The organism is Thermanaerothrix daxensis (genome assembly GCF_001306145.1).
Taxonomy (GTDB): Bacteria; Chloroflexota; Anaerolineae; order Anaerolineales; family Anaerolineaceae; genus Thermanaerothrix; species Thermanaerothrix daxensis.
Genome location: NZ_LGKO01000005.1, coordinates 722,124 through 745,778, shown reverse-complemented (window position 1 = coordinate 745,778; position 23,655 = coordinate 722,124). Strand labels below are relative to the sequence as shown.

The following is a 23,655-nucleotide window of genomic DNA, read 5'->3' as shown; positions in this document are numbered from 1 at the left end:
GGTTGCGTGGTCATCCTGAAAACTATTTTACCATTGCCTCCCTTGCCTCTTGATCTTAGCAGTTGTGTTTTCAAGGAATAGAAGGTCTAATCATTCAAGTTTGTGTTCTATTAAACTTGCCCTCCCGTTCAGATTGGGCTACAAAAAAGTAGAAACTCAAAACCAAACGAGGTAAAAAACCATGTCCACTCAGGAATTTACTCTCACTGCGCCCCAAGGTTATCGCCTCTTTGCTCGTGAATGGGCACCCGAATCCTCGCCTCACGCCCTGGTATTTCTCATCCACGGCCTGGGCGAGCACAGCGGGCGTTACCATCACGTGGCAAAAGCCTTTAACCAGCATGGCTGGATCGTTTTCGCTCCCGATTTGCCTGGGCACGGGCGCTCCGAAGGAAAACGAGGACATATTCGCACCTATGATGAGTTTTTAGATCTCTTCGATTGGCTCCGTCAGGGTCTTCAACAGCGCCATCCAGATGTTCCCCAAATTTTATTTGGACACAGCATGGGCGGGAATCTGGTGCTTTACTACGCCATGAGGCGCAGGCCCCCCGTTCGGGGAGTTATTGCCTGCAGTCCCGCCTTACGTTCTGCCAGGCCCTCCCCCATTCCTCTCTGGCTGGGAAAACTGCTGCAAGGACTGTTTCCCGCTCTTCTCATCAACAACGGCCTGGATCTCAACAGCTTATCTCGCGACCCGCAGATCATCCAGGCCTATGTTAACGACCCGCTGGTTCATCCTCATATCTCCCTAAGCCTGGGGTTGGGCTTGCTCCAGGCTGGAGAGCGGCTATTGGAATGGGAAGGAGAGTTCCCATACCCCTTACTTCTCATGCAAGGCACAGCGGATCGTTTGGTAGATCCTGCAGCCACTTCTCAGTTTGCCAGCCGCCTGCGCGGTCCTGTGGTTTACAGGACTTGGGATGGGTTCTATCACGAATTACACAACGAACCCGAAAAAGAGGAGGTCATTGCCTACATGCTAGACTGGGCAAATGCACTGGTCAAAGCCCAACCGCATGCCCTTTCTTAATCATTACAACTGACATAACTTGGCTAAGGAAAGATGACACTTGACCCTCTCTTCTGGGAGGGCTACAATTGGGTTGGGTCAATTCCATAACGGCCAAACTTTCTCCATTTTCATCCCAAGGAGCCAACCATGAGCGATTTTCTGATTCGGGGTTCGCTGGCAGAGGTAGATCCGGACCTCCATGAACTGATTCAACTGGAAGCAGAGCGTCAATACCGCAAGTTGATTCTGATTCCAAGTGAAAGCACAGCCCCTTTTGCCGTTCGTGAAGCCCTGGGCTCCATCTTTCAAAATCTCTATGCTGAAGGCTACCCAGATGAAGAAACCCGCTGGATGAGCGAGGCAGAAATCCTTGACTACGCTGCCCGCCTGACGTATTACCGGCGCTATTCTGATCCACGCTACTACAAAGGTGTGGAGTATGCAGATATCCTGGAGGCGCTGGCGCGCCGCCGACTGATCGAACTCTTTGCCACCAACGGCATCTCCCCCGACCAGATTTTTGCTAATGTACAGCCGCTTTCAGGAGCCCCGGCCAATAATGCCGTTTACACTGCATTGCTCAATCCCGGGGATACCATCCTGGCCATGAATCTGCTCCACGGGGGGCACCTTTCCCACGGATCACCGGTCAACCGCTCAGGAAAATGGTTCAATGTCATCACTTATGGGGTTAATCCTCAAACCGAGCAGATTGACTACGATGAAGTTGAAGCCCTGGCGTTGGAGCATAAACCCAAAATCATTATTGCCGGCTACTCCTCTTATCCATGGGTACCTGATTGGGCACGCTTCCGCTCCATCGCCGACCGGGTAGGCGCCGTATTATTGGCCGACATCGCCCACATTGCGGGTATGATCGCTGCAGGGGTGCTACCCTCACCGCTCGGATATGCCCATGTAATCACCTTTACCACCCACAAGAGTCTGATGGGCCCACGAGGGGCATGCATCTTGACCACTGACGCCAATCTGGCAAAGAAACTGGACCGTGCCGTCTTCCCTGGCGAACAGGGCGGGCCTCACCTGCACGCAATCGCCGGCATGGCAGTCGCCTTTAAATTAGCGCGCACCGAAGCCTTCCGAAAACTCCAGGCTCAAATTGTCAAAAACTGCGCAGCCCTGACTGAGCACCTTGCCAAGCGCGGCCTGCGCATCGCTTACGGTGGAAGCAATACTCACCTAGGAAATGTGGATTGCAAGACCATCGTCGGGCCAGACGGCACTCCCCTCTCCGGAGATATGGCCGCCCGCATCCTGGATATTGCCGGGATCGTCCTTAACCGCAACACCATCCCCGGCGATAAAGCCGCCCTCAACGCCTCCGGGATCCGCTACGGCACCCCCTGGGTAACCCAGCGCGGGCTTAAAGAAGCCGAAATGCAGCAGATCGCCGACATCATTGCCGATGTACTCTTCGCCATCACGCCTTACAGCGTTGAGACCCGTAAAGGACCTGCTCAACGTGCCAAAGTCAAGTTTGAAGTCTTGGAGGATGCCAAGCTACGCGCCCGGGCTCTGGCTGAGAAAGCCGGGATTGACTATGAACCCACCCGACATGGCTACCCCCACTTCTACTTCCTGGATGACAAACCTAAAGCCCAAAATGGTTGGGTAGCCTATGACCTCCAGGGGGAGCGCGTGCGCACATTTGTCAATTTTGTCTTTACCAGCGATGTAGAAGCCTTGAAACCCGGCGAGAGTCAGGCCACCCAACTGCGCACTCCCCAAGGCAATGTTGAGGCAGTCATTACCTGCGTGACTCCATGGCACTTCCGGCTCTCCGTTCCAGCAGACAAAGCCGCACTGGCTGCTACCTGGTTGCGCGATCTCTCTGATGGTTATGTTGCCTTCGACCCCGATCCTCTGCGGCGTTTGCCCGGACCGATTATTGTGAGCGAAAGCGAGACCCAACCCATCTCCCAGGCCAAAGGCCCGGCCGTCAGCCACAGCAAACCGTACTACATTGGCGCAGAAGGGGAATCTGGCCTTGAAGCGCTGCCTGCTTTCACCTGGGAAGAATGCGAACCCACTCAACTTCGCCGGACCCCGCTCTTTGAGATACATCGTCAATTGGGCGCCAAGATGATCCCCTTTGCCGGGTGGGAAATGCCGGTATGGTACACATCGGTTACCGAAGAGCATCTAGCCACCCGCCAGGCAGCTGGGTTATTCGATGTGGCTCACATGGGCGTCTACCAGGCCGAGGGTCCGGATGCTGGTGTGTTCCTCGATAGCGTCTGTGGCAATGACATCAGCGCTCTTGCTGTTGGTGAGTCGTGCTATACGCACTTTCTCGACCCCGATGCCAACGTGATTGACGACACCATCGTGTACCGGCGCGCTCAAGACAAGTACCTGATTGTGGTCAACGCCGCCAACGATGACAAAGATTGGGCCTGGCTCAATGCTGTACGCGAGGGGAAGGTACGAGTGGATAACCAGCGTCCCTGGGCACGCGCGTTCGGCAGCCAGGTGGTACTGCGTAATCTGCGCGATCCCAAAGAAGGCTCCGACATGCGCGTGGACATCGCCCTTCAAGGCCCCAAGTCGCGCGATATCCTACTGGCTTTGGGGTGTGATACAGAAACCCGCAAACGTATTGTTGCCCTCAAGCGCACCGAACTCTGCGAAGCCGTAGTCGGCGGTTTTGACCTGGTCGTCTCCCGCACCGGTTACACTGGTGAGAAAATGGCCTTCGAACTCTTTGTCCACCCAGATAAAGCGGTGAATTTGTGGAACGCCCTGCTCAAAGTTGGCGAGCCAATGGGGCTGAAACCCTGCGGGTTGGGAGCCCGAGACTCCCTGCGTACTGAGGCGGGCTTGCCGCTCTACGGCCACGAATTGGCTGGCCCCTTCAATCTGGGGGTTGGAGAAGCGGGCTTCGCCTCATTCGTCAAAACTTACAAGCCCTGGTTTATCGGGCGGGAGGCCTTTATTGCCCGTGAGAAGCAGCGCCAGACGGTGGTCATACGCTTCCGCTTCACTGAGAAAGGCGTGCGCATGGCTCACCTGGGCGATCCGGTCCTGGATCGGAAAGGGCGCACCATTGGCTTTGTGACCAGTTGTGCCATTGACTCAGAAGGTTTTCTAACCGGGCAAGCCTGGGTTGAACTTAAATATGCCGAGGAAGGTACGCCAATTTACATCTTCCAGGGCAAGCCGCAAAGCCTGGGTAAGGCCCCGGCTGAGCTTAAGACTGGCGACCGGTTGATACTACCCACGCCGGCGGTGGTCCTTAGCCGCTTCCCGAGGTAGGCAAAACACCAGGTGTGCGGGCATAACTCTAACGCACACCTGGTGTTTTTTAGGACGTAGCCTGTATATGTTAATTTGCCGTATCTCTCAAACTCCTAACCCATCCAGTTCCTGTGACCAGGAGGTAATCCTATGCCGTTCGACCCGATCATGGTCAAGCCCGAAGAGTTCACCTCCGCCGCAAACATTCCCGAATTTCCTTTGGAGACTAGCCCAAGGAGAACCAGCATGCAAACGCTTTGGGATCACCGTTATGCTCAGCGTACTCAACGCATGAAAGGCTCGGCGATCCGTGAATTGCTCAAACTGACCGAGCAACCCGATGTGATCTCGTTTGCTGGAGGTCTGCCAGCACCGGAGGTCTTCCCGGTTGAAGAAATCACCGAGGCCTGTGTGCGCGTTTTGCGCGAAAATGGCGGAATGGCTCTTCAGTACGGTTCAACCGAGGGTTATCTGCCCCTGCGCGAGATGATTGCACGCCATACCTCGCGCTACGGAATCCGCGTCTCCGCCGACAACATTCTCATTACGGCTGGCTCGCAGCAGGCTTTAGATTTAATCGGCAAGGTGTTTATTAATCGAGGCGACCGTGTTCTGGTGGAATCCCCCACCTACCTGGGTGCCCTGCAAGCCTGGAATGCCTACGGCGCCGAATACATCACCGTGCGTACCGATGACGAAGGGATGGTTACCGATGAATTAGAAGATGCTTTGCGCGCCGGCCCCAAATTCATCTACGTACTACCCAACTTCCAGAATCCGATGGGGGTGACCATGTCAACCGAGCGCCGCCGTCAATTGGTTGAACTGGCATCTCGCTACGGGGTTCCGATCATTGAAGACGATCCCTACGGGCAACTACGTTACGAGGGCGAGCATCTGCCTTCCGTGGTGGTCATGGACGCCAAAATTCACGCTCAAAACGACCGCAATGGCAATTACAGCGGAAATGTGATCTACTTGAGCACCTTTTCCAAAATCCTGTCACCTGGATTGCGATTGGGCTGGGTGATCGGTCCCACCGAGGTAATTCGAAAACTCGTGCTCGCCAAGCAAGGCGCCGACCTACACACCGCCACCTTCAATCAGGTGGTGGCTTACGAGGTTGGGCACGGCGGCTTTTTAGATCGGCACGTACTTAAGATCCGCGAGGTCTACCGCGAGCGCCGTGATGCCATGCTCGAGGCATTGGAGAAGTACATGCCCGAAGGCGTCCGCTGGACCCGGCCACAAGGTGGGCTCTTCCTGTGGGTAACCCTACCAGAGGGCATGAACACAACAGAATTATTCACCGAGGCCGTAGAGAATAAAGTGGCCTACGTACCAGGCGAGCCCTTTCATCCCTGTGGCGGGGGAGAAAATACCATGCGCCTCAATTTTTCCTACTGCAGACCCGAGGTAATCTACGAAGGCATCCGACGGCTCAGTCAGGTCGTCAAAGCCCACTTGAAGTAGGTCATACACAGATAAAAAAACACCCGCCCAAAAAATGGCGGGTGTTTTTTTATCGCATGGCAAAATGAGGAGACAAGCCATTCAGGGGGCCTTCCGGCCCGTGATCCCACAACTTGAAATCATTGAGGATGGAACCGCCGATGAATTCACGAAGAATGGAATTATCCGGGATCAAATCGCTTTCAATGGACAGGAACCACTCCATGAAGCTCAGCAATCGCTTGGCCTCAATATACTCTGCACTTCCATAAGGCACTTGGCGCAATAAGGGCTCCACCAGGGGTTTGAGCGCGGAGAGTTCATAGACCAGAGCAGAATTGAACATCTCATCTGCATTCTCCTGGTAGGGGAAAATATAGCGCTTCTCACCGCGCCGCACCGATTCCCAGCGGCCAATCGTCTCAGTCGCCGTGTATCCCCGCTCACGCGCATCTCGCACAATGCGGCGAATCAGACGGGTATCGGTGGTCGAGATCCGGTTATACCGATCCAGATTGAGTTGGGTTAAGCAAGAAACATAAATGCGGTAGGATCGTTCCTGCGGAAAATCGGGCAGAAGGCGCGGATTCAGGCCGTGAATGCCCTCTAAAATAATCAGTTGATCGGGGCGCAACTGCACTACTTCACCAGGCTCCGGTCGCCCGGTTTTGAAATTAAAACGAGGCAACTGAACCACTTTACCAGCAATCAATCCTTCCAGGCATTCCTCAAGACGAGCAATATCCAGCGCCTCGAGCGCTTCAAAGTCGTAGTTTCCCTGTTCATCCCGCGGGGAGCGTTCACGTTCTACAAAAAAGTTATCCAATTCCAGCGGAAAAGGTGAGAGGCCATGCGCCAGCAATTGCACAGCCAAGCGCTTGGCAAATGTCGTCTTCCCCGAGGATGAAGGCCCAGCGATCAGAATAATCCGCGCATACTCAGCACGTTGAGCAATCTGACGCGCAATCTCAGCAATGCGCTGCTCATGAAGGGCTTCGGAAACCAAAATTACCTCACGAATACGCCCAGCGTGAATGGCGTCGTTGAGCGCCCCCACACTCTCTATTCCCAAACGTGCCAGCCAATCCCCATATTGGCGAAAGGCTCGCAGCAGTTTTGGATAGGCCGGCATTGGCAAAAGGGTCGTCGGTGCATGTCGCCGCGGGAAACGCAACACAAACCCATCTTCCTGTGGGGTTAAAGCAAACCAGCGCAAATAACCTGTTGAGGGCACCATGTAGCCGTGATGATAATCCCGATGCTCCCCCAGACGATATAACACCAGTGTGTCCTTCTGTCGGTATTTCAGCAACCGTAATTTGTCCGGATAACCCCTCTGCTCAAAATAGGCAATGGCCTCACTCAAAGGCACCACCTGACGTTCAAAAGGCAGGTCTTGCTCAACCAAGTGTCGCATATGGGCTTCCAGCATCTGAATTTCAGCCTCGCTCAATGGCGGCCTACCACCTACTTGACAATAATACCCCCCAAAGGCCACAGAGTGATCTACGGTCAGCACTGCCTGAGGAAAAAGGTCCTCGAACGCGGCTTCGAGCAAAAAGGTGATCGAACGACGGTAAATGCGCGCTCCGTCCGCATCAGCCATGGTGACGGGTCGCACACGGGCATCCATGCTGATCGGATAGGTCAGTTCGCGCAACTCACCATTAATGACCGCCCCCATGATTGGCGGGTTATCCCACTCAGGGAGGACTTTGAGAAATTCACCCACCGGGGTGTGTCGGGGCCCCACATAAACTCGCCCATCGGGCAAATGAATCTCCACCGTTTCGCGGGGCTGCAAAACTTGCTGGATAGAAGAGAGTTCCGCCATAGAATGCCTCGGTCTTGGCTCCCTAAATCTATTACGAAGCAGGTAAATCTAGTATATCACCGCCCCGGCCCATAGAATCAGGCCTGCCCTTTGCACTTTCGTAAAGTTCGGGCAGGCCTGAATTGGGGACAAGGGTTTATTTATGGCACGCGCAGAAGTTCTAACTGCGCAAAATCATCCGGGGTTAGTTGATCTATCGGTCGGGTCGTAGATGGGTAAGTACTCAGCATCTCTTCTTGGGTGGGAGTGCGATCTGCCGGCCAGATCATGTCAATGATGCGCGTATGATTTGTATCGGCGGGCCCACCCCCAAAGCGCCATTGGGCTGCCTGAGGTTCCACATCCCGTACTCGCCAGACCCCGGTTGCCGGGAAACCCTCCTGTCCCAAAACAACCGCTACATACCCCCAGGTCCGGGGATCACCCTCACCGAAGACCTGACGCGGCACTCGCAACGTAACCGTACGTGCAGCCGGATCTACCAGAATCTTAAAGTCCACACCGGTTACCTGCTTGGGTGCTAAAGTGTTTGGATCTGGTGCCAGGATCTGGGGGGTCCAGCCCTCTGCCCAAACAGCAATTTCCCAGCCATTGCCGCTCTTAAGTGCGGCGTTGCGTCCCGGCAGAAGCAAGCGTGCCCCCGTGCCGGCGCCGAGGTCCTTGTCCACATAGACATCCAGAGTCTGGATCGCCAGATTATTCGGCGAGCCCCATGGATTCGGTATCGGGCCGTAAAACGTGAAGCGGAAAATCAGATTATTTTCGTCGTAGGAGACACGGAAGGCTTTCAGATCAAAGGCCTTTTCCTGGAATACACTGTCGGTCGGATACGTGTAACTCCCCGGCCCGTGGTCATCACCTTCGGGATCCTCAACCTCAAGAATCACCGTCGAAAGCCCCAAATCTGGCAGTACAACCTGTGCCGGCCCGCCCACCGGCAAAACCTGCCCATCTGGCTGAGCAACGACGACCAATCGCAGATCATCACCGGCTTCCACAGCCCCCAATGCCGTCAAAGGAATGGCCAGCTCAACCACCTCGCCTCGAGCCGCCGCCTGCCCTCCCCGTCCGGCGGGTTGCCAACCTTTTGCCGAAGCCGTATAAAAGGCCACATCCTGCCCGCCTTGCCATACAAAGGCGTGGGTGGCCGCAATGCGGAGCAGAACAGGCGTCTCATCCTCTGGAGCCTGAGCAAAAGGATAAGGGTTGGTTACGCGCGGAACCGTGAGGTAGATCCCCAGCCTTGGTGGCAAAGCGCTTCCCGTCGCTGCGGTAGCCTTAAGATAGAGGTTTTTACCATCCAGTCCAACCTCAAAGCCGCTCAAGGGGGTTCCATTCTCAACCGCGTAATAGGCCGCATTAGCCCATTCATCAGCACCAGCCACACCATCAATAACGGGTGTGACTAAACCGGCCAGGGAACGCGTTGCCGCTACCGGTTTCGCCTGGATAATGGGCACATTGACGAAAGCCGGCACCGGCTCTCCCAAAGATTCGTAGACCCCGCGCAGAAGCGCACGGAACCCTTCATCGAAGTATTCGTCCTGTCCCGAATCCTGATCACTACCGTACCACCAGAACCAGTCTGACCCCTCGGCCAGATACATATAATCCTGGGCTTTGGCAACGGCCTCGGCAGAGGCTTTTCGGGTGCGCGTCATATCGTATTTGGCAAGCAATTCGCGGGTCTGGCGCAAGTACTCCCAAGCCTGAGTTTCTTCGGGTTCACCAATCCAGGTATCGTAGTTCGGGCTAAACCAGGCGCCCGGGAAAAGTCTCTCCAGCGTCCGCTGCTCTGGGAAACGCTTGAGGTACTCACTGGGCGTGATGGTCTTAATGGTCTGGCTTTCAGAGAGTAAGCGGTAAAACGTATTCAGAAATTCTTTTCCATCGTTCTTGTAGTACTCCCAAGCGTTTTCCCCATCCAAAATGATGCTAACAATGTGAGGACCTTTTGCCCCTTCCTCTTTCAGGCGTTGACGAATATTCTCCAAGCGCTGCATCAGGTCTTTGGCGGCCGCTTCCCCCGGCATTCCGGAATAGGTGAAGCCGATCTTATCCGAAAGCGTCCAATCACGGAAGAAAACCGCCACTCGATTACCGTCTTTGTCCTGAACATAGTAGGGCCGATACAAGAGATCGGCTTCTTGAACCGTTTCCTTGGAATCACGCGTAAAAGAGCCAATTCCCAGCGACTGCGCGAGAACAGGCTCGCCAGTGGCCATCCATTGATACCCGGCTTTTGCCACCAGCGGTACAATCTCCTGCGCCACCGCACCTTCACCCGGCCACAATCCCTTGGGCGCAACTCCAAAATGCTCCTGGTAAATCTGCACACTGCGTTGTAGATGCGCAATTGCATCATTGGGGTAGGAAAAGCGGGTTGGCAGTTCAGCCCCCGGATTGCCCACAGCCGCCAGATTGGTGTCGTAAATTAAAGGCAAGATGGGATGGGCATAAGGAGTGGTGATAACCTCGATTTGGCCTTTTTCTTGAAGTTCTTTGTGAATCGGCACAACTTGCGCCATAATGCGGCGAATCTCATCGAATAGAACCGCCTTGTCGGCTTCGGCAAAACCGTGATCTTTTGCCACCAGGGATTTCAGCGGTTCTTTGGCCAGTTCATCCGGATCAATCCAGGCCAGGTTAAACCAGATTTGGAGATCGCGAAAGTCTTGTTCGGTAAAGGTTTCAAGCGCACGGGCGATGGCTTGATCATCCGTGCCCCCACGCTTATCCAGCAAGGCTTTATAACCCGGATAGCGGCTGATAATGTTATCCCAATTGACATCAAAAAATCGCCGCAGGATGAACTCTTTTTCGTCCGCAGTTAAGTCACTAGCGGGCTTTTCGGCCAATACCCAATACTTGTCTTTGGCGCCGTTCTGGACAAAATCATCCAATTGGCGCAACAACACCGGTGTCAAGTTGAAGGTTACATGCACCTGGGGATATTGGGCTACCGTAGCGGCCATATCATAGTAGTCTTTGGTGGCGTGTACCCTTACCCAGGGACGCGTGTAAACCCCCTCAGCATCCTTGTAATAAAGGGGCTGATGCTGATGCCAGATCAAGTTAAGGTATAGAACCTCCTGCTCTGCTGGCGGTGGGGTCGCAGTGACAACTGGGCTGGCTGTCGGAAGAGGCAATGTCGGCGTGGGGGTAACCGTTGTGCACGCGGTGAGAATCAGGACCAGTATCAGCAAGATATTGAACAGCAAGAAAGACCATGAAATGCGACGCATAGGCTTATCCTTTGACACTCCCAAGGGTGAGGCCAGAGATTAACCATTTGGACGAATACAGGAACAGTGCCATAACTGGGATGGCGATCAGCACAGAGGCGGCCGCAAATTTGCCCCAGGCAACCGTAAACTGCTGCGCATAGGTGAAAATACCTAACGGCCAGGTGTACATCTCATTCTTCTGCAAGACCACCCGAGCCACCAGATATTCGCTCCATCCCCCCATGAAACTGAACAGAAAAGCGATTGCCAGGGCCGGGCTGGAAAGAGGCAAGATGATTTGCGTAAAAGTACGCAGCCGCGAAGCGCCGTCAATCAGTGCCGCCTCCTCCAGGTCCACCGGGATGGTGTCGTAGTAACCCTTCAGGGTCCAGATGGTCAGCGGCACCGAGCTGACCGAATAGGCAATGATCAACCCCAGCGAAGTGTTAATCATCTGAAGTTTTGCCAGCATGATAAAGAGCGGTAAAAGCAACATCCCGGCTGGGATCATCTGGGTAGTAAACAGAAAGATCAGCCCCGCATTACGCCCCGGGAAGCGAAACCGCGAAAAAGCGTAAGCGCTGGTCGCCGCCAGGGTAACGCTGGCAATCGAGGTCACCATTACGATCGAGAGGGAATTCCAAAGCCAGAGGAAAAAGTCTGATTTACGATTTTTCTCCGGCGCCCCAAAGAGGACTTCTTTATAGTTATCAAGGGTAGCGTTTTCGGGAATGATGCGCAGGCTGGTCGTCAGCAACGTATCATTGGGGCGTAAGGAAATCGTCACTACCCGCAAAACCGGGTAAACCGCAATGATGCAGGCCGCAATCAATCCCAGATGGATCAACAGGCGCTTGAATGGGCTGTCACCACGAGCGCGAAAGAAAAACCAGCGGTAAAACCGTTTCAAGACCGTCAATACGCTGTTCATGGTCATCTCTCCTTATTTACTCGGTTGCCGACTTCAGCCCACCACTAACCCGCAAGAACACAAGGGTGAAAATGAACAGAATCAGGAATATGACCAACGCAAACATGGCCGTAAAGCCATACCGATAGAACTGGAACGCCGCTTTATACATTGAAGAAACCAGAATGTCCGTCTTTTCTTGTGGGCCTCCTTGCGTTACCAGATAAATCACATCGAACTTGTTGAACGTCCACACCACCCCCAGGATGATGGCCGGCGTGAGCACCGGGCGGAGAAGCGGGATCGTGATATTCCAAAACGATTGCCAGGGACTGGCACCATCAATCTCAGCGGCCTCGTAATATTCATGAGAGATGCTCTGCAAACCGCCGAGAATGATCACCATCATGAAAGGTATGCCCAACCAGATATTGACGATGAGCACAGAGACAAACGCCCAGAAGGGATCTTGCTTCCAGGAAACCGGTCCAATGTTCTGAGCCAACCAGTTAAATGCATCTCCAATAACCAGCCACGATCCGGTGTGACTGGCTACATCCGCAAACCAACTCTGCAAGTTGCGCAAGATGATATTGAAAAAGCCATACCGCGAGTCGAACTCGTTACGAAAAGCCATTGCGGCAATTGTGGTGGGAATCGCCCACGGAAATACCAACAAGGTACGGTAAAGCCCACGCAACTTCATCGGTCGGTTGAGCATCAGTGCCAGGATCATCCCACCCGTGACATGGAAGGTGACATTGATCACCGTCCAAAGGACGGTACGACCCAGCACCTCGAAGAATTTAGCCTCTTTAGCAACGTTACCTGTAAACAAAGTTACCAGGTTCTGCCAACCATAGATCAAACCATAAGAGGCGTTTTTGGTCGCCTGAGTGCCTAGCGACGCGTTCGAGAAGGCTAGTTTAACCTCAAAAGCAAAGGGATAAAGGATAAGGAAGAAAATCCCGATGAAAGCCGGGGTAACCAGAAGGTAAGCAAGGCCCAGTTTGGTAGAGCGTGGACGGGTTAATGCTTGAACCACCGCCAGGAGAATTCCTACAATGACCACCAACAGAAGCCCACTCCAAAGCCCCGCCGAGGACTTGGAAGCAAAGGAAGCGTTGATGAGAGCCCGCTGTAAAGTGGCTGGTAAATTGATCGGGAAACGAATGACGGCTGCCAGAGGGCCATCTCCCAGGCGAATCAAATCGGTTAGATCAAAGAAGGCAACCACACTCATGAGCAAGGTTAAGCCGAAAAGCCCTTGCAGTGCCCGGACGATAATCCCGGTGGTTAAGTCACGGGGACCACGAAAGAAAATCTGGTAGACGTAGACCTCAATCGCCGCCAGCCCAACTAACAAGGCGATGAGGAAGCCACCGACTTCTGTGATGCGCGCTACAATGATCTTTTGAGTTAGTGTGATTCCAGCGGAGTAAGGAGCGATCAGACGTATTAGCCCCCAGATAACTGCCGTCCCTGCGGCAAGCCAGAGAAATGTCGGTAGAAAGCGGCGCAATCCGTTTTTCTCCTCCATAGCACCTGTCCCCTTCTGTATAAAAAAGGGGAGCATGAGGGATTCATGCTCCCCTTAACCATTACTTTAGTTATTGTAGGGTGGCCACGCACTCATCGGCTGACTTCTGGGCCGCGGCGGCTGCATCCTCAGGTGTCGTGGTGCCCGCCATTACGCCTTCCAACGCCGGGCGCCAGGCATCCCAGGCGCAGCGCATCTCGGGCGCCGCTGGCATACCACGACCATTGGAAAGGGCTGCCATGGAGCCAGCCAGGATAGGATCGTTGGTGATCAACGGATCTTTTGCAACCTCTTTGTTCGAAGGCAGACGCTTGAACTCCTCAAGCCAGCGCTTCTGCACATCCGCCGAGGTCATGAAGGTAATGAACTTCACCACCGCATCCTTCTTGGCCGGGTCATCCAGAACACCCTTGAAGACCATGAAGTACTTACCGCTGGTCATTTCGGTGTAGGGCTTGCCATTGATGGGTGGCACCGGCGCTACACCCAGTTTGTCACCCAGCGCCTTGACGTAATCGCCCAACGACCAGTCGCCGTTGATGATCATGGCCGCCTTGCCCTCTTTGAAGAGCGTATCGGCGCAGTTGTAATCACACTCCTGAGGCACAACGCCCTGGTCTTTGAGGCTCTTGACGAACTTCAGGTAGTTGATGAAGGCTTCGTTGTTGAATTGGGGTTTATCGTTCTCATCCAGAGGCCAGCCACCAAACGCCCCGTAGAAGCCGGCTCCCCAGAAAGGTTCATTGAGGTTGTAAGCAAAGCCCTGAATATCGCCCTTAGTCAATTCCTTGGCTTTTTCAATCAACTCTTCAAACGTAGCCGGAGGCTCGGCAATGAGATCCTTGTTGTAGAGAAGCATCAGGTGGTTACCGTAGTTATCCGGTACCCCCCACAAAGTGCCTCCAACCATGGCCGGCTCAAGAGCGCCCGGGAAGAACTGATCCAGGAACGCTTGATCAAAGAGTTGATCCACAGGGGCTACAATATCCAGTTTGCTGAAGGGGCCCGCAAAATCGTTGGGAACGCGTACGACTTCAGGGGCGGCATTGGCCAGGGCTGCCGTCTGGAACTGATCACGGAGCGCCTCATTTTCATAGTGCGTGCGCTCCACTTTGATGTTGGGGTTGGCAGCCATGAATTCTGCCAGCAACTGGTCAATGAACACGTCTACTTCATCGCCTTCCTGCTCCCAGAAGGAGAGGGTAACCTCCTCAGCCGCTACTGGCTGGGTCGGTTGTTCCTGAGCAGGTTGGGTGGGTTGCTCCTGAGCAGGTTGAGTAGGCGCCGCGGTGGGCGTTGCGGCTGGCTGGCAGGCGGCAAGCACAAAGGCTACCACAAGCAGCAGGCTGATTAAGGGCAGTAACTTCGCTTTCATTCTTTCCTCCTTAAAGGATTTTTGGGGGGATTTGGGTGCCTTTTCTTGAGACTTTTTGGCACACGATCAGAGCGAGGTTTAACGACTTTATCTGCTCTAAGTTAGCACCACCTCCTTCCTGTCTTTTTGGTGGGCATAGGCCCAAGTAGGGCGCAAGCCCAATTTATACCACAGGTCCAAAAACATTGACAAGTTTTTCATTAAATCCCCCATCTATAACCTTGGCGCAACAACCTGCATTATTCAAAAACACAACCTTATTATAGCATATCGGAGAAGCACTCTTTCAAGAACGTCTAATCTTCTTCACCCCTTACCTTGCTGGTTTTGTTATAATTTGCATCACAATGCGGGAAACCTGGCGATTAATCCGCTCCTCCCCTGCTCCTGGCGCCTGGAATATGGCCCTGGACGAGGCCATTCTCGAAGCCGTGGTCCAGTGGCAATCTCCTCCGACTCTACGGCTATATGCCTGGGAGCCTCCCTGCCTCTCGCTGGGATACGCGCAAAATTTCAGCGACGTGGATTGGGAAGCCCTGAATTTACGTGGCTGGCATGTGGTACGTCGCCCGACGGGGGGCAGAGCCATTCTTCACACCGATGAACTCACTTATGCGGTAATCGCTCCTCAGGACCATCCGATTGTGAGTGGCAGCGTTCTCGAATCCTATCGCCGCATTGCAACCGCTCTTGTTAAAGCCCTGCACAGTCTGGGGCTACAGGCTCGCGCCGACCGCGAATACGGGCAAACAAACGCCAACGGTGCCGTGTGCTTTGAAGTTCCTTCAAACTATGAAATTACTGTGGAGGGCAAGAAAATCATTGGTAGCGCCCAGGCACGGCGGCTTCAAGGAGTGCTCCAACACGGCTCGTTTCCCCTCTATGGAGATTTGACCCGTATTCTGCAAGTCTTACACTATGACGATCCCCGTCAGCGCGAAGAAGATGCTCAGCGCCTCCTGGCACACGCCACGACCGCCGAAATTGTGCTGGGTTATCCCCTTTCCTGGGATATTGCTGCCGAAGCCTTCGTGCGCGCCTTTGCCGATACCTTTGACATCCGCTTTCAGGAATCCGCCCCTTCGCCTCTGGAAGTGCGCCGCGCCGAGGAACTGATGCGCGAGAAATACGCTAACCCCACATGGACACAACACCGTTGATCCGAAACGTCTTCTCCGTCCTTTTGGGCATCCTGTTCCTGGTTGGGATATCAGCCTGTTCCCCGTCAAACACCCTCACTCCAGAGCCTCACCTCCCCGCCCCTACCATCACATCAACCCCCCAGCCCTTAGGCCATCCTGATCACCCCCTGGTCATTGGTTTCGTCTCCGATGACCCCACCGCCCACCAGGTCGAGGCTCAAACCCTGGCGGGCGCACTGAGCGAGCGGGCTATGCTCAGCATTCAAACGCGCCCTTTTGAGTCCTATCAATCACTCCTGGAAGGGCTCGAAGACGGCTCCGTGCATGCTGCTTTTTTACCCCCTCTCACCTATATCCAGGCCCACCAAAAAGACCTGGCACAGGTTGAATTACTGACCAACCACTTTGGGGTTTATTTTTACGGAAGCATGTTTCTGGCTAATGCCGAGAGCAACCTGACTCGCTATTTCGACCCTGCCACCCACCGCAGCACTGCCCCGCCAGAAACAGCGCTCCAACAACTTGCCGGCTTGCGGCCTTGTTGGGTCGAACTAACTTCCATTGCGGGGTACTTGCTTCCGGCAGCATTGCTAAAGCACCTCAAAATTGAGACCCTCCCCGGCGTTGTAGCTCAAACCCCCAGCGCGGTGGTACGCGCTCTCTACATCAAAGGCATCTGCGATTTTGGAGCCACATTTGCTATCTCCGGCGACCCACGCACGGCGTCTAGCGTGCTGAGTGACCTTCCCGATGCCGAACAGCGTGTTGTCATCCTCTGGCAAACAGAGCCGATCATCCCCAACCTGAACGTTTCTTTCCATCCTCAGGTCCCCACCGTGCTGCGCAATGCAGTGGCTGAAAGCCTGATCGAAATTGCAGGTGACGCCGAACTTAATGCCATCCTTGTTTCACTCAATAATGGTTACACCATTCAGGCCTTCAAGCGTGTGGATGATTCGGTTTACGATCCCCTCCGCGAGGCCCTTGCCGTGCTATCCCTGGATTTGACAAACCTGCTGGGCCGTTAAGGCCTGCTTGTCTCTCAGCGTCTCTGACATGGTAGAATTTGCCCCATGAAAAACCTGAAAAAACTGCTGAATCTCTCCATAGTACTGGGGAGTGGAGTGGTTCTCGTTTTGGGGCTGCCCAATCTGGTAGCGTCCCTTTACAGTGTGCCACGCACCTTTGACCTTCAAGAGAGCCCCTCCGCACCAGTGGCGATTGTCTTTGGCGCCGGCCTTTCCCGTGATGGAAGCCCTTCTCCCGTCTTGCGTGATCGAGTGGCAACGGCAGCGCAATTATATTTCGAGGGTAAGGTAAGCAAACTGCTAATGAGCGGTGACAACCGCTTTATCAACTACAACGAACCCGGGGCCATGCGCGACTACGCCCTGCAACTGGGTGTCCCGGAGGCAGATATTGTGCTGGATTACGCAGGTCGTCGCACATACGATACCTGTTACCGCGCTCGTTATATCTTTGGTGTGCGGCGGGCTTTGCTTGTCACTCAGGCCTTTCACCTCCCACGCGCACTAATCACCTGCAATATGCTCGGCATCGAAGCCTGGGGGGTCAGAGCAGACCGACGTACCTACCATCCAATCTCCTACCGCTATTGGCGGTTGCGCGAGATTCCCGCCACCTTAATGGCTTTTGTGGATGTCTGGATCCGACACCCATTGCCTGTTCTGGGTGAACCCGAGCCCATCTTTCCCGACCAACGTGGAGCAACTCAATAAATCCATTGCTCAGGAGTAATGAGTTATGAATCGCGAGGAAGCCCTGAATATTGTTAAGGAATTTGTGAAGAACGAGAACCTGATTCATCACATGCTCGCCGTCGAAGCCGCCATGCGCTTCTATGCCGAGAAACTGGGACAAGATGTGGAACTGTGGGGCATTACCGGCCTTCTGCATGATTTTGATTGGGAAATTCACCCCACTCTGGAGGAACATCCTCAGGCCGGGGCACCGATACTGCGCGCTCGCGGCGTCCCGGAAGAGATTGTGCGCGCTATCCTGAGTCATGCGGATCATACCGGGGTCCCTCGGGTGAGCATGATGGAAAAAGCCCTTTACGCCTGCGATGAAATTACCGGCCTGATCACAGCGGTTGCCCTTGTGCGGCCTTCACGCTCCCTTTATGATCTCACTGCAGCCTCGGTCAAGAAAAAGTGGAAAGAGCGTTCCTTCGCGGCGGGGGCCAATCGCGAGGAAATTGCACGAGCCGCAGAAGAGTTTGGGGTTGAATTATGGGAACATGTTGAAAACGTTATTACTGCCATGCGCCGCATTGCCCCACAAATCGGGTTGGCAGGAAACTTGCAACCCTCTTCCGAGTGATCCTAATTCGGCAAAGAGGGAAGGACATGAGTCTCCAAGGCAAGGGATTTTTTATCTGGAAAATACGCGATTGTGAGAGCGGTAATCCCCAAGCCATCGCCAGCCTGGCCCAATCCTCCGGCTACACGCATATATTGATCAAGGTGGCCGACGGGCCTTACGTCTACAACATCAACACCACCACTGGGGCCGATCTGGTACCCCCCGCGTTGCAAGCCCTGCGCTCCCGCGGAATCAAGGTTTGGGGTTGGCACTACGTCTACGGCAGCAACCCGGTCGGTGAAGCCAATATTGCCATTCAGCGCATCCAAAATCTCGGCCTGGAAGGCTATGTCATTGACGCCGAGGCAGAATTCAAACAACCCGGACGAGAAACCGCCGCTCGAACGCTGATGAGCCGTCTGCGCAACGCCTTTCCCACTTTACCAATAGCTTTAAGTTCCTACCGCTTTCCCTCTTACCACCGTTCATTTCCCTGGCAGACTTTTCTGGAATATTGCGACTACAACATGCCCCAGGTTTACTGGGAACAAGCCCACAACCCGGATGCCCAGTTGCGCCGCTGTGTGAGTGAGTTTCAGGCGCTGAGCCCGGTTCGCCCGATCATTCCTACCGGACCAGCCTACAAGGTTAACGGATGGGCCCCCACTCCTGCTGATATTGTCACTTTCCTGGACACCGCACGCGCCCTCAATCTAAGCGCGGCGAATTTCTTCTCCTGGGATGAATGCCGGCGCGACCTGCCTACCATCTGGAACACCATTGCCGCTTATACCTGGAATATTCAACCTCCTCCCCCCGATATTGCTCAGCAGTTTATCACCGCACTAAATAGCGGCAACCCCGACACTGTGGTGGCGCTGTACCATCCAGATGCGGTTCATGTGACTGCGGCGCGCACCATTCAAGGCAGCCAAGCCATCCGCGCCTGGTACACCAACTTGCTGCGCCAGTTACTCCCCCAGGCCACCTTTACCCTTACCAGCCTCAGCGGGAGTGGAAATTCACGTCACTTCACCTGGACAGCGCAATCCAGCCAAGGCAATGTGAGGAATGGCAGCGATACTCTGGGCATCTTTGATGGCAAAATAGCCTATCATTACACTTCTTTTAGCATTACCTGAGCCCCATAAAGCCAACAAAAAAGCAGGCGGCCTTTGAAAACCGCCTGCTTTTTTGTTCAAAACCCGGTCTCTGGCTCAGTCCCCGGTAATATTTGCCATGGAAACGCTCTTGGAGAAAATCCCATCCGCCTTGAAGCGATCCGGATGGAATCCCGTACCAGCGGGGATGAGCTTGCCGATGATCACGTTTTCCTTCAGGCCGTAGAGGGGATCTACCGCACCCGCAATGGCGGCTCCAGCCAGCACTTTGATCGTGTGCTGGAAGGAGGCTGCCGAAAGGAACGAATCGGTGCTCAGCGAGGCCTTCGTAATTCCCAACAAAACTTCCACATAGCGGGCCGGTTGCTTCCCTTCGGCTATCAACTGCTCGTTGACCCGACGAATCTCCAACCGGTCAACCAGATCCATTGGCAGATAGGGGGAATCACCCGGACGAATGACCTGAACACGCCCCATCATCTTGCGGATGATAACCTCGAAGTGTTTATCGTTGATATTCTGACCCTGCGCGCGATAGACCTTTTGAATCTCGGAGAGCAGGTACATCTGGCAGGCCTCGCGCCCTTTCACCCGCAGGATCATGTGCGGATTCAGCGACCCTTCGGTCAGGGGCTGTCCGGCTTCCACGTGATCCCCATCGCGGATCATCAAGCGGGCCGTGCTGGGTATTTCATACTCTTCGGCTTCTTTCTGCTCGTAAGATACAATAACTTTACGCCCTTCCAGACGTACACGTCCACTGTGTTGCGCCGTGATCACGGCCTCACCCTGGGTTGCAATGGGATCCCCGATCTTCACCTCGCCCTCATCGGCGACAGTAATTTCCCATCCTTCGGGCACTTCGTACTCGTCACTGACCATCTCAGAATGCTCAACCCGCACCACGCGCTGATCGGAGTAGCGATCTGACTGGATGATCTTGGCCGTACCCGAGATGCGTGCCATGACCGCCTCACCCTTGGGCTGACGACGGGCCTCAAAGAGCTCTTCCACGCGCGGCAAACCGGTCGTGATATCTCCACCAGCCGCCACACCGCCGGTATGGAACGTGCGCAAAGTCAGCTGCGTGCCCGGCTCGCCGATGGACTGGGCCGCCACAATTCCAACCGCTGCTCCCAATTCAACCATCTTACCCCGGCCCAAATCCATACCGTAACAATGCGCACAGACACCATGAACCAGTTCACAGGTTAGCGGCGAGCGGACTTTCACCTCATCAATGCCAGCGGCCAGGATCTTGCGAATCAAGTCATGATCGAGCATCTGATTGCGCTCTGCCAGCACCTCACCCGTCAATGGGTGCACCACGCGGGCAGCAGTCAACCGACCGTACAGACGGGTGGACATGGGCTGACCCGCCACATCATCCGACTTGCGGATCCAAATGCCCTCTTGTGTGCCACAGTCCACTTCATTGATAATAATGTCCTGTGCCACATCCACCAGACGGCGGGTTAGATAACCCGCATCCGCCGTGCGCAAGGCTGTATCCGCGAGACCTTTACGAGCGCCATGCGTGGAGATGAAGTACTCCAACGCAGTCAACCCCTCACGGAAATTAGACTGAATGGGCAAGCGGATGATGCGCCCGGCTGGATCCGCCATCAAGCCGCGCATCCCAGCCAACTGGGAAATGGGGCCAAAGCCACCTTTAGTAGCCCCACTGTTGGCCATCACAGCCAGGTTGCCGTTGGGATCCATCACGCGGCGCACCGCTTCGGCCACCTCTTTGGTGGTCTGCTGCCAGATTTCGATTTCGCGCTCATTGCGCTCCTGCTCGGTCAGCAGACCGCGGCGGAAAGCGCGCTGCACTTCATCTACCCGCTGGTGCGCCTTGGCCAGAATTTCCTGCTTCTCAGGTGGCATGGTGATGTCTTCTACTGCCAATGTTGCCCCTGAGCGCATGGCATATTCAAAACCAATATCCTTAATGCGGTCGGCGACTTCGGTAGTGACCTCCTCACCACAGAGTTCATACACCTGGGCAATGAGATCCTTCACCCCACCTTTATCCAGTGCCTCGTTGACGAACTGAACCTCTTCGGGCAAGATGCGATTAAAGAGCGCCCGTCCTACGGTGGTCTCAATCAGCGCCTGACGCGGCGACGACAACCGATTACCCTGGTCATCGTACCAGGTCTTGACCCGCAAACGAATGTTGGTGTGAACCTCAACCTGATCAAGGTGATAGGCCAACTCAACTTCATCAATGTCAGCAAACACACGCCCATCACCCCGATGGGTTTTATTATCCTGCATGGTGAGGTAATAAACCCCCAACACCATATCTTTCGAGGGACTGATGATCGGCTCACCATCTGCCGGTTTGAGCAAGTTCTTGGAGGAGAGCATCAGATTGCGGGCTTCCCACACCGCTTTCTCAGAAAGTGGCACATGAACCGCCATCTGGTCACCGTCGAAGTCGGCGTTGAAGGCCGTTGTCACCAACGGATGAAGTTGAATGGCACTTCCTTCAATCAGCACTGGCTCGAAAGCCTGGATGCCCAAGCGGTGCAAGGTCGGCGCGCGGTTGAGGAGCACCGGGCGCTCCTTAATAACCTCTTCTAGCACCTCCCACACCTCGGGACGGTTACGTTCAATCAAACGACGCGCACCTTTGACATTCGCTGCATAATTGTGTGCCACCAAGCGCGCAATCACAAAGGGGCGGAAAAGTTCCAATGCCATGGTCTTTGGCAACCCGCACTGGTAGAGTTTCAGGGTTGGCCCGACCACGATCACCGAACGGCCCGAGTAGTCTACGCGCTTACCCAGCAGGTTGCGGCGGAAGCGCCCCTTCTTGCCTTTAAGCATATCGCTGAGAGACTTGAGTTCGCGACGTCCTCGCCGCGAGAGCGCTTTACCGCGCTGGGAATTGTCAATCAGTGAATCCACCGCCTCTTGAAGCATACGCTTCTCATTGCGCACGATCACATCTGGAGCGCCCAATTCCAGCAAGCGTTTCAGGCGGTTATTGCGGTTGATCACCCGCCGGTAGAGATCATTGAGATCGGAGGTCGCAAAGCGCCCACCATCCAGTTGCACCATTGGACGCAGGTCAGGTGGGATCACCGGCAAGACCTGCAAGATCATCCACTCGGGGCGGTTGCCTGAGCGCCGGAAGGCTTCAACCACTTTGAGCCGTGTGGTGGCCTTTTTGCGCTTCTGCTTACTCTTGGACGTGCGCACCTCGTGCCAGAGGTCTTCGGCCAGTTTATCCAGATCCAAGCGGCGCAGAATATCGTAGAAGGCTTCCGCCCCCATATCGGCGCGGAAAACCTGCCCCCAACGCGATTTTAGTTCGCGGTAACGGCTTTCGGTCAGGAAGGTGAAAGGACGCAATTCCTGCAATTCATCCCGTTGGCGAGCGCTACTGCTCTGGGCGGCTACCGACTGATCCTCAAGTTCGTTGCGCAGGGCTTCCATCTCCATCTCTGCCTGCGCACGAATCTCCTCAATCTGCATTTTGATTTGTTCTAATTCACGTTGGAACTGCTCGCGAAACTCGTTTTCCAGTTCTTCGAGGTGCTCCTTAACCACACGTTGCACCCGTCCAATGTGTTGGGGCGTGATGGTCTCACCCGCCGCAGCAATTTCCACATTGGCTGAGGCGAACACGACCGGCGTACGCACGACCGTGCCCACCTTCTCCTGCAAGGTCCGCTCCAGGGATTGCCCTTCCTGGATGACCGGCTCCAAACGCGCAGCAATTTGTTCATCGCGTCGGGCTTCCATCTCAGCCCGTTGCTGATTCAGTTCAGCAATGCGGCGATCGCGCGCCTGCTTAACTTCCAGAATGCGCTTATTGAGTTCGGCTGCCTTCTGGCGCTCGGAAACGGTGAGTTCGTCCTCCATGCGCTTGAGCACCTTCTGGCGCGCATCCTCGTCCACATACGTCACAATGTACTGAGCAAAGTACAAAACGCGATCCAGATTACGGCGCGAAATATCCAGAAGCAATCCAAGGTAGGAAGGGACTCGGCGAGTATACCAGATATGCGCCACGGGCGAGGCCAGTTCAATGTGCCCCATGCGCTCACGGCGCACGGAAGAACGCGTAACCTCTACCCCACATTTATCGCATACAATTCCCTTATAGCGTGGATTTTTGTACTTACCGCAGTAACATTGATAGTCTTTAGTGGGCCCAAAAATGGCTTCACAAAAGAGCCCGTCCTTTTCGGGGCGCAACCGACGATAGTTAATGGTTTCTGGCTTGAGGACTTCGCCGTATGACCAAGAGCGAATCGTCTCCGGAGAGGCCAGGCTGATTCGAAGGGCTATCAGGCTTTTCGTTTCCACAAACACGCCTCCTCTAGCAAATTACCTTTTTGACTTTAAACAAGACATACGCCTGAGGTACGACCTCACGCGTTTGAGTTCGTTTGGGTGTCAACTATAGCATGCATGCAAAACAAAATTATAACACGAAAAT

At 54.5% G+C, this 23,655-nt stretch carries 14 protein-coding genes and 1 pseudogene; 9 read left to right on the top strand and 6 right to left on the bottom strand.

Annotated features, from left to right (window positions below; all coding sequences use genetic code 11):
• The first annotated feature begins 181 nt into the window (after positions 1–181).
• The 4 genes and pseudogenes from SE15_RS12015 (at position 182) to SE15_RS12005 (ending at position 5,746) form a co-directional block, all read left to right on the top strand.
• Positions 182–1,033 carry an alpha/beta hydrolase gene (locus tag SE15_RS12015; protein ID WP_054522338.1) on the top strand — a complete coding sequence of 284 codons (852 nt, stop codon included), beginning with the start codon at positions 182–184 and terminating at the stop codon, positions 1,031–1,033.
• Positions 1,034–1,162: 129 nt separating this feature from the next.
• Positions 1,163–2,527: pseudogene (locus SE15_RS14975) on the top strand (serine hydroxymethyltransferase); the annotation flags it as partial.
• 147 nt (positions 2,528–2,674) lie between these two features.
• Entirely contained in the window at positions 2,675–4,291 is a 1,617-nt protein-coding gene (gene gcvT, locus SE15_RS14970) for a glycine cleavage system aminomethyltransferase GcvT (protein WP_408033398.1), read from the top strand.
• A gap of 132 nt (positions 4,292–4,423) precedes the next feature.
• Positions 4,424–5,746 (top strand): aminotransferase-like domain-containing protein, encoded by a 1,323-nt coding sequence (locus tag SE15_RS12005; RefSeq protein WP_236690031.1) that lies wholly within the window; start codon positions 4,424–4,426, stop codon positions 5,744–5,746.
• A 49-nt stretch (positions 5,747–5,795) separates the two neighbouring features.
• On the opposite strand, the gene SE15_RS12000 is transcribed toward SE15_RS12005, so the two are convergent.
• The 5 genes from SE15_RS12000 to SE15_RS11980 form a co-directional block, all read right to left on the bottom strand.
• Positions 5,796–7,559, bottom strand: coding sequence for a nucleoside kinase (locus SE15_RS12000; RefSeq protein WP_054522336.1), 1,764 nt, complete (start codon positions 7,557–7,559; stop codon positions 5,796–5,798).
• Positions 7,560–7,699: 140 nt separating this feature from the next.
• Positions 7,700–10,804 carry a glucodextranase DOMON-like domain-containing protein gene (locus tag SE15_RS11995; RefSeq protein WP_054522335.1) on the bottom strand — a complete coding sequence of 1,035 codons (3,105 nt, stop codon included), beginning with the start codon at positions 10,802–10,804 and terminating at the stop codon, positions 7,700–7,702.
• 4 nt (positions 10,805–10,808) lie between these two features.
• Complete coding sequence (locus SE15_RS11990) at positions 10,809–11,717, bottom strand: sugar ABC transporter permease (protein ID WP_054522334.1); 909 nt, start codon at positions 11,715–11,717, stop codon at positions 10,809–10,811.
• Between the two features lie 16 nt (positions 11,718–11,733).
• Positions 11,734–13,236, bottom strand: a complete 1,503-nt coding sequence (locus SE15_RS11985) for a carbohydrate ABC transporter permease (protein ID WP_054522333.1) — start codon at positions 13,234–13,236, stop codon at positions 11,734–11,736.
• Between the two features lie 70 nt (positions 13,237–13,306).
• Positions 13,307–14,611, bottom strand: coding sequence for a sugar ABC transporter substrate-binding protein (locus SE15_RS11980; protein ID WP_054522332.1), 1,305 nt, complete (start codon positions 14,609–14,611; stop codon positions 13,307–13,309).
• 347 nt (positions 14,612–14,958) lie between these two features.
• Here SE15_RS11980 and SE15_RS11975 point away from each other — a divergent pair, with 347 nt between their 5' ends.
• The 5 genes from SE15_RS11975 to SE15_RS11955 are packed head-to-tail and all read left to right on the top strand — an operon-like array spanning position 14,959 to position 19,220.
• Entirely contained in the window at positions 14,959–15,771 is an 813-nt protein-coding gene (locus SE15_RS11975; RefSeq protein ID WP_083461911.1) for a lipoate--protein ligase family protein, read from the top strand.
• The gene (locus tag SE15_RS11970; protein WP_054522330.1) at positions 15,753–16,781 is read left to right on the top strand and encodes a phosphate/phosphite/phosphonate ABC transporter substrate-binding protein; all 1,029 of its coding nucleotides are present in this window, start codon (positions 15,753–15,755) and stop codon (positions 16,779–16,781) included. Before SE15_RS11975 ends, SE15_RS11970 begins: the two co-directional genes overlap by 19 nt.
• Before the next feature lie 45 nt (positions 16,782–16,826).
• Positions 16,827–17,492 carry a SanA/YdcF family protein gene (locus tag SE15_RS11965; protein WP_054522329.1) on the top strand — a complete coding sequence of 222 codons (666 nt, stop codon included), beginning with the start codon at positions 16,827–16,829 and terminating at the stop codon, positions 17,490–17,492.
• Positions 17,493–17,517: 25 nt separating this feature from the next.
• Positions 17,518–18,096: an HDIG domain-containing metalloprotein gene (locus tag SE15_RS11960; protein ID WP_054522328.1), complete on the top strand. Its 579-nt coding sequence runs from the start codon at positions 17,518–17,520 to the stop codon at positions 18,094–18,096.
• 26 nt (positions 18,097–18,122) lie between these two features.
• Positions 18,123–19,220 (top strand): nuclear transport factor 2 family protein, encoded by a 1,098-nt coding sequence (locus SE15_RS11955; protein ID WP_054522327.1) that lies wholly within the window; start codon positions 18,123–18,125, stop codon positions 19,218–19,220.
• Positions 19,221–19,295: 75 nt separating this feature from the next.
• On the opposite strand, the gene rpoC is transcribed toward SE15_RS11955, so the two are convergent.
• Positions 19,296–23,522, bottom strand: a complete 4,227-nt coding sequence (gene rpoC, locus SE15_RS11950; RefSeq protein ID WP_054522326.1) for a DNA-directed RNA polymerase subunit beta' — start codon at positions 23,520–23,522, stop codon at positions 19,296–19,298.
• Positions 23,523–23,655: the final 133 nt, after the last annotated feature.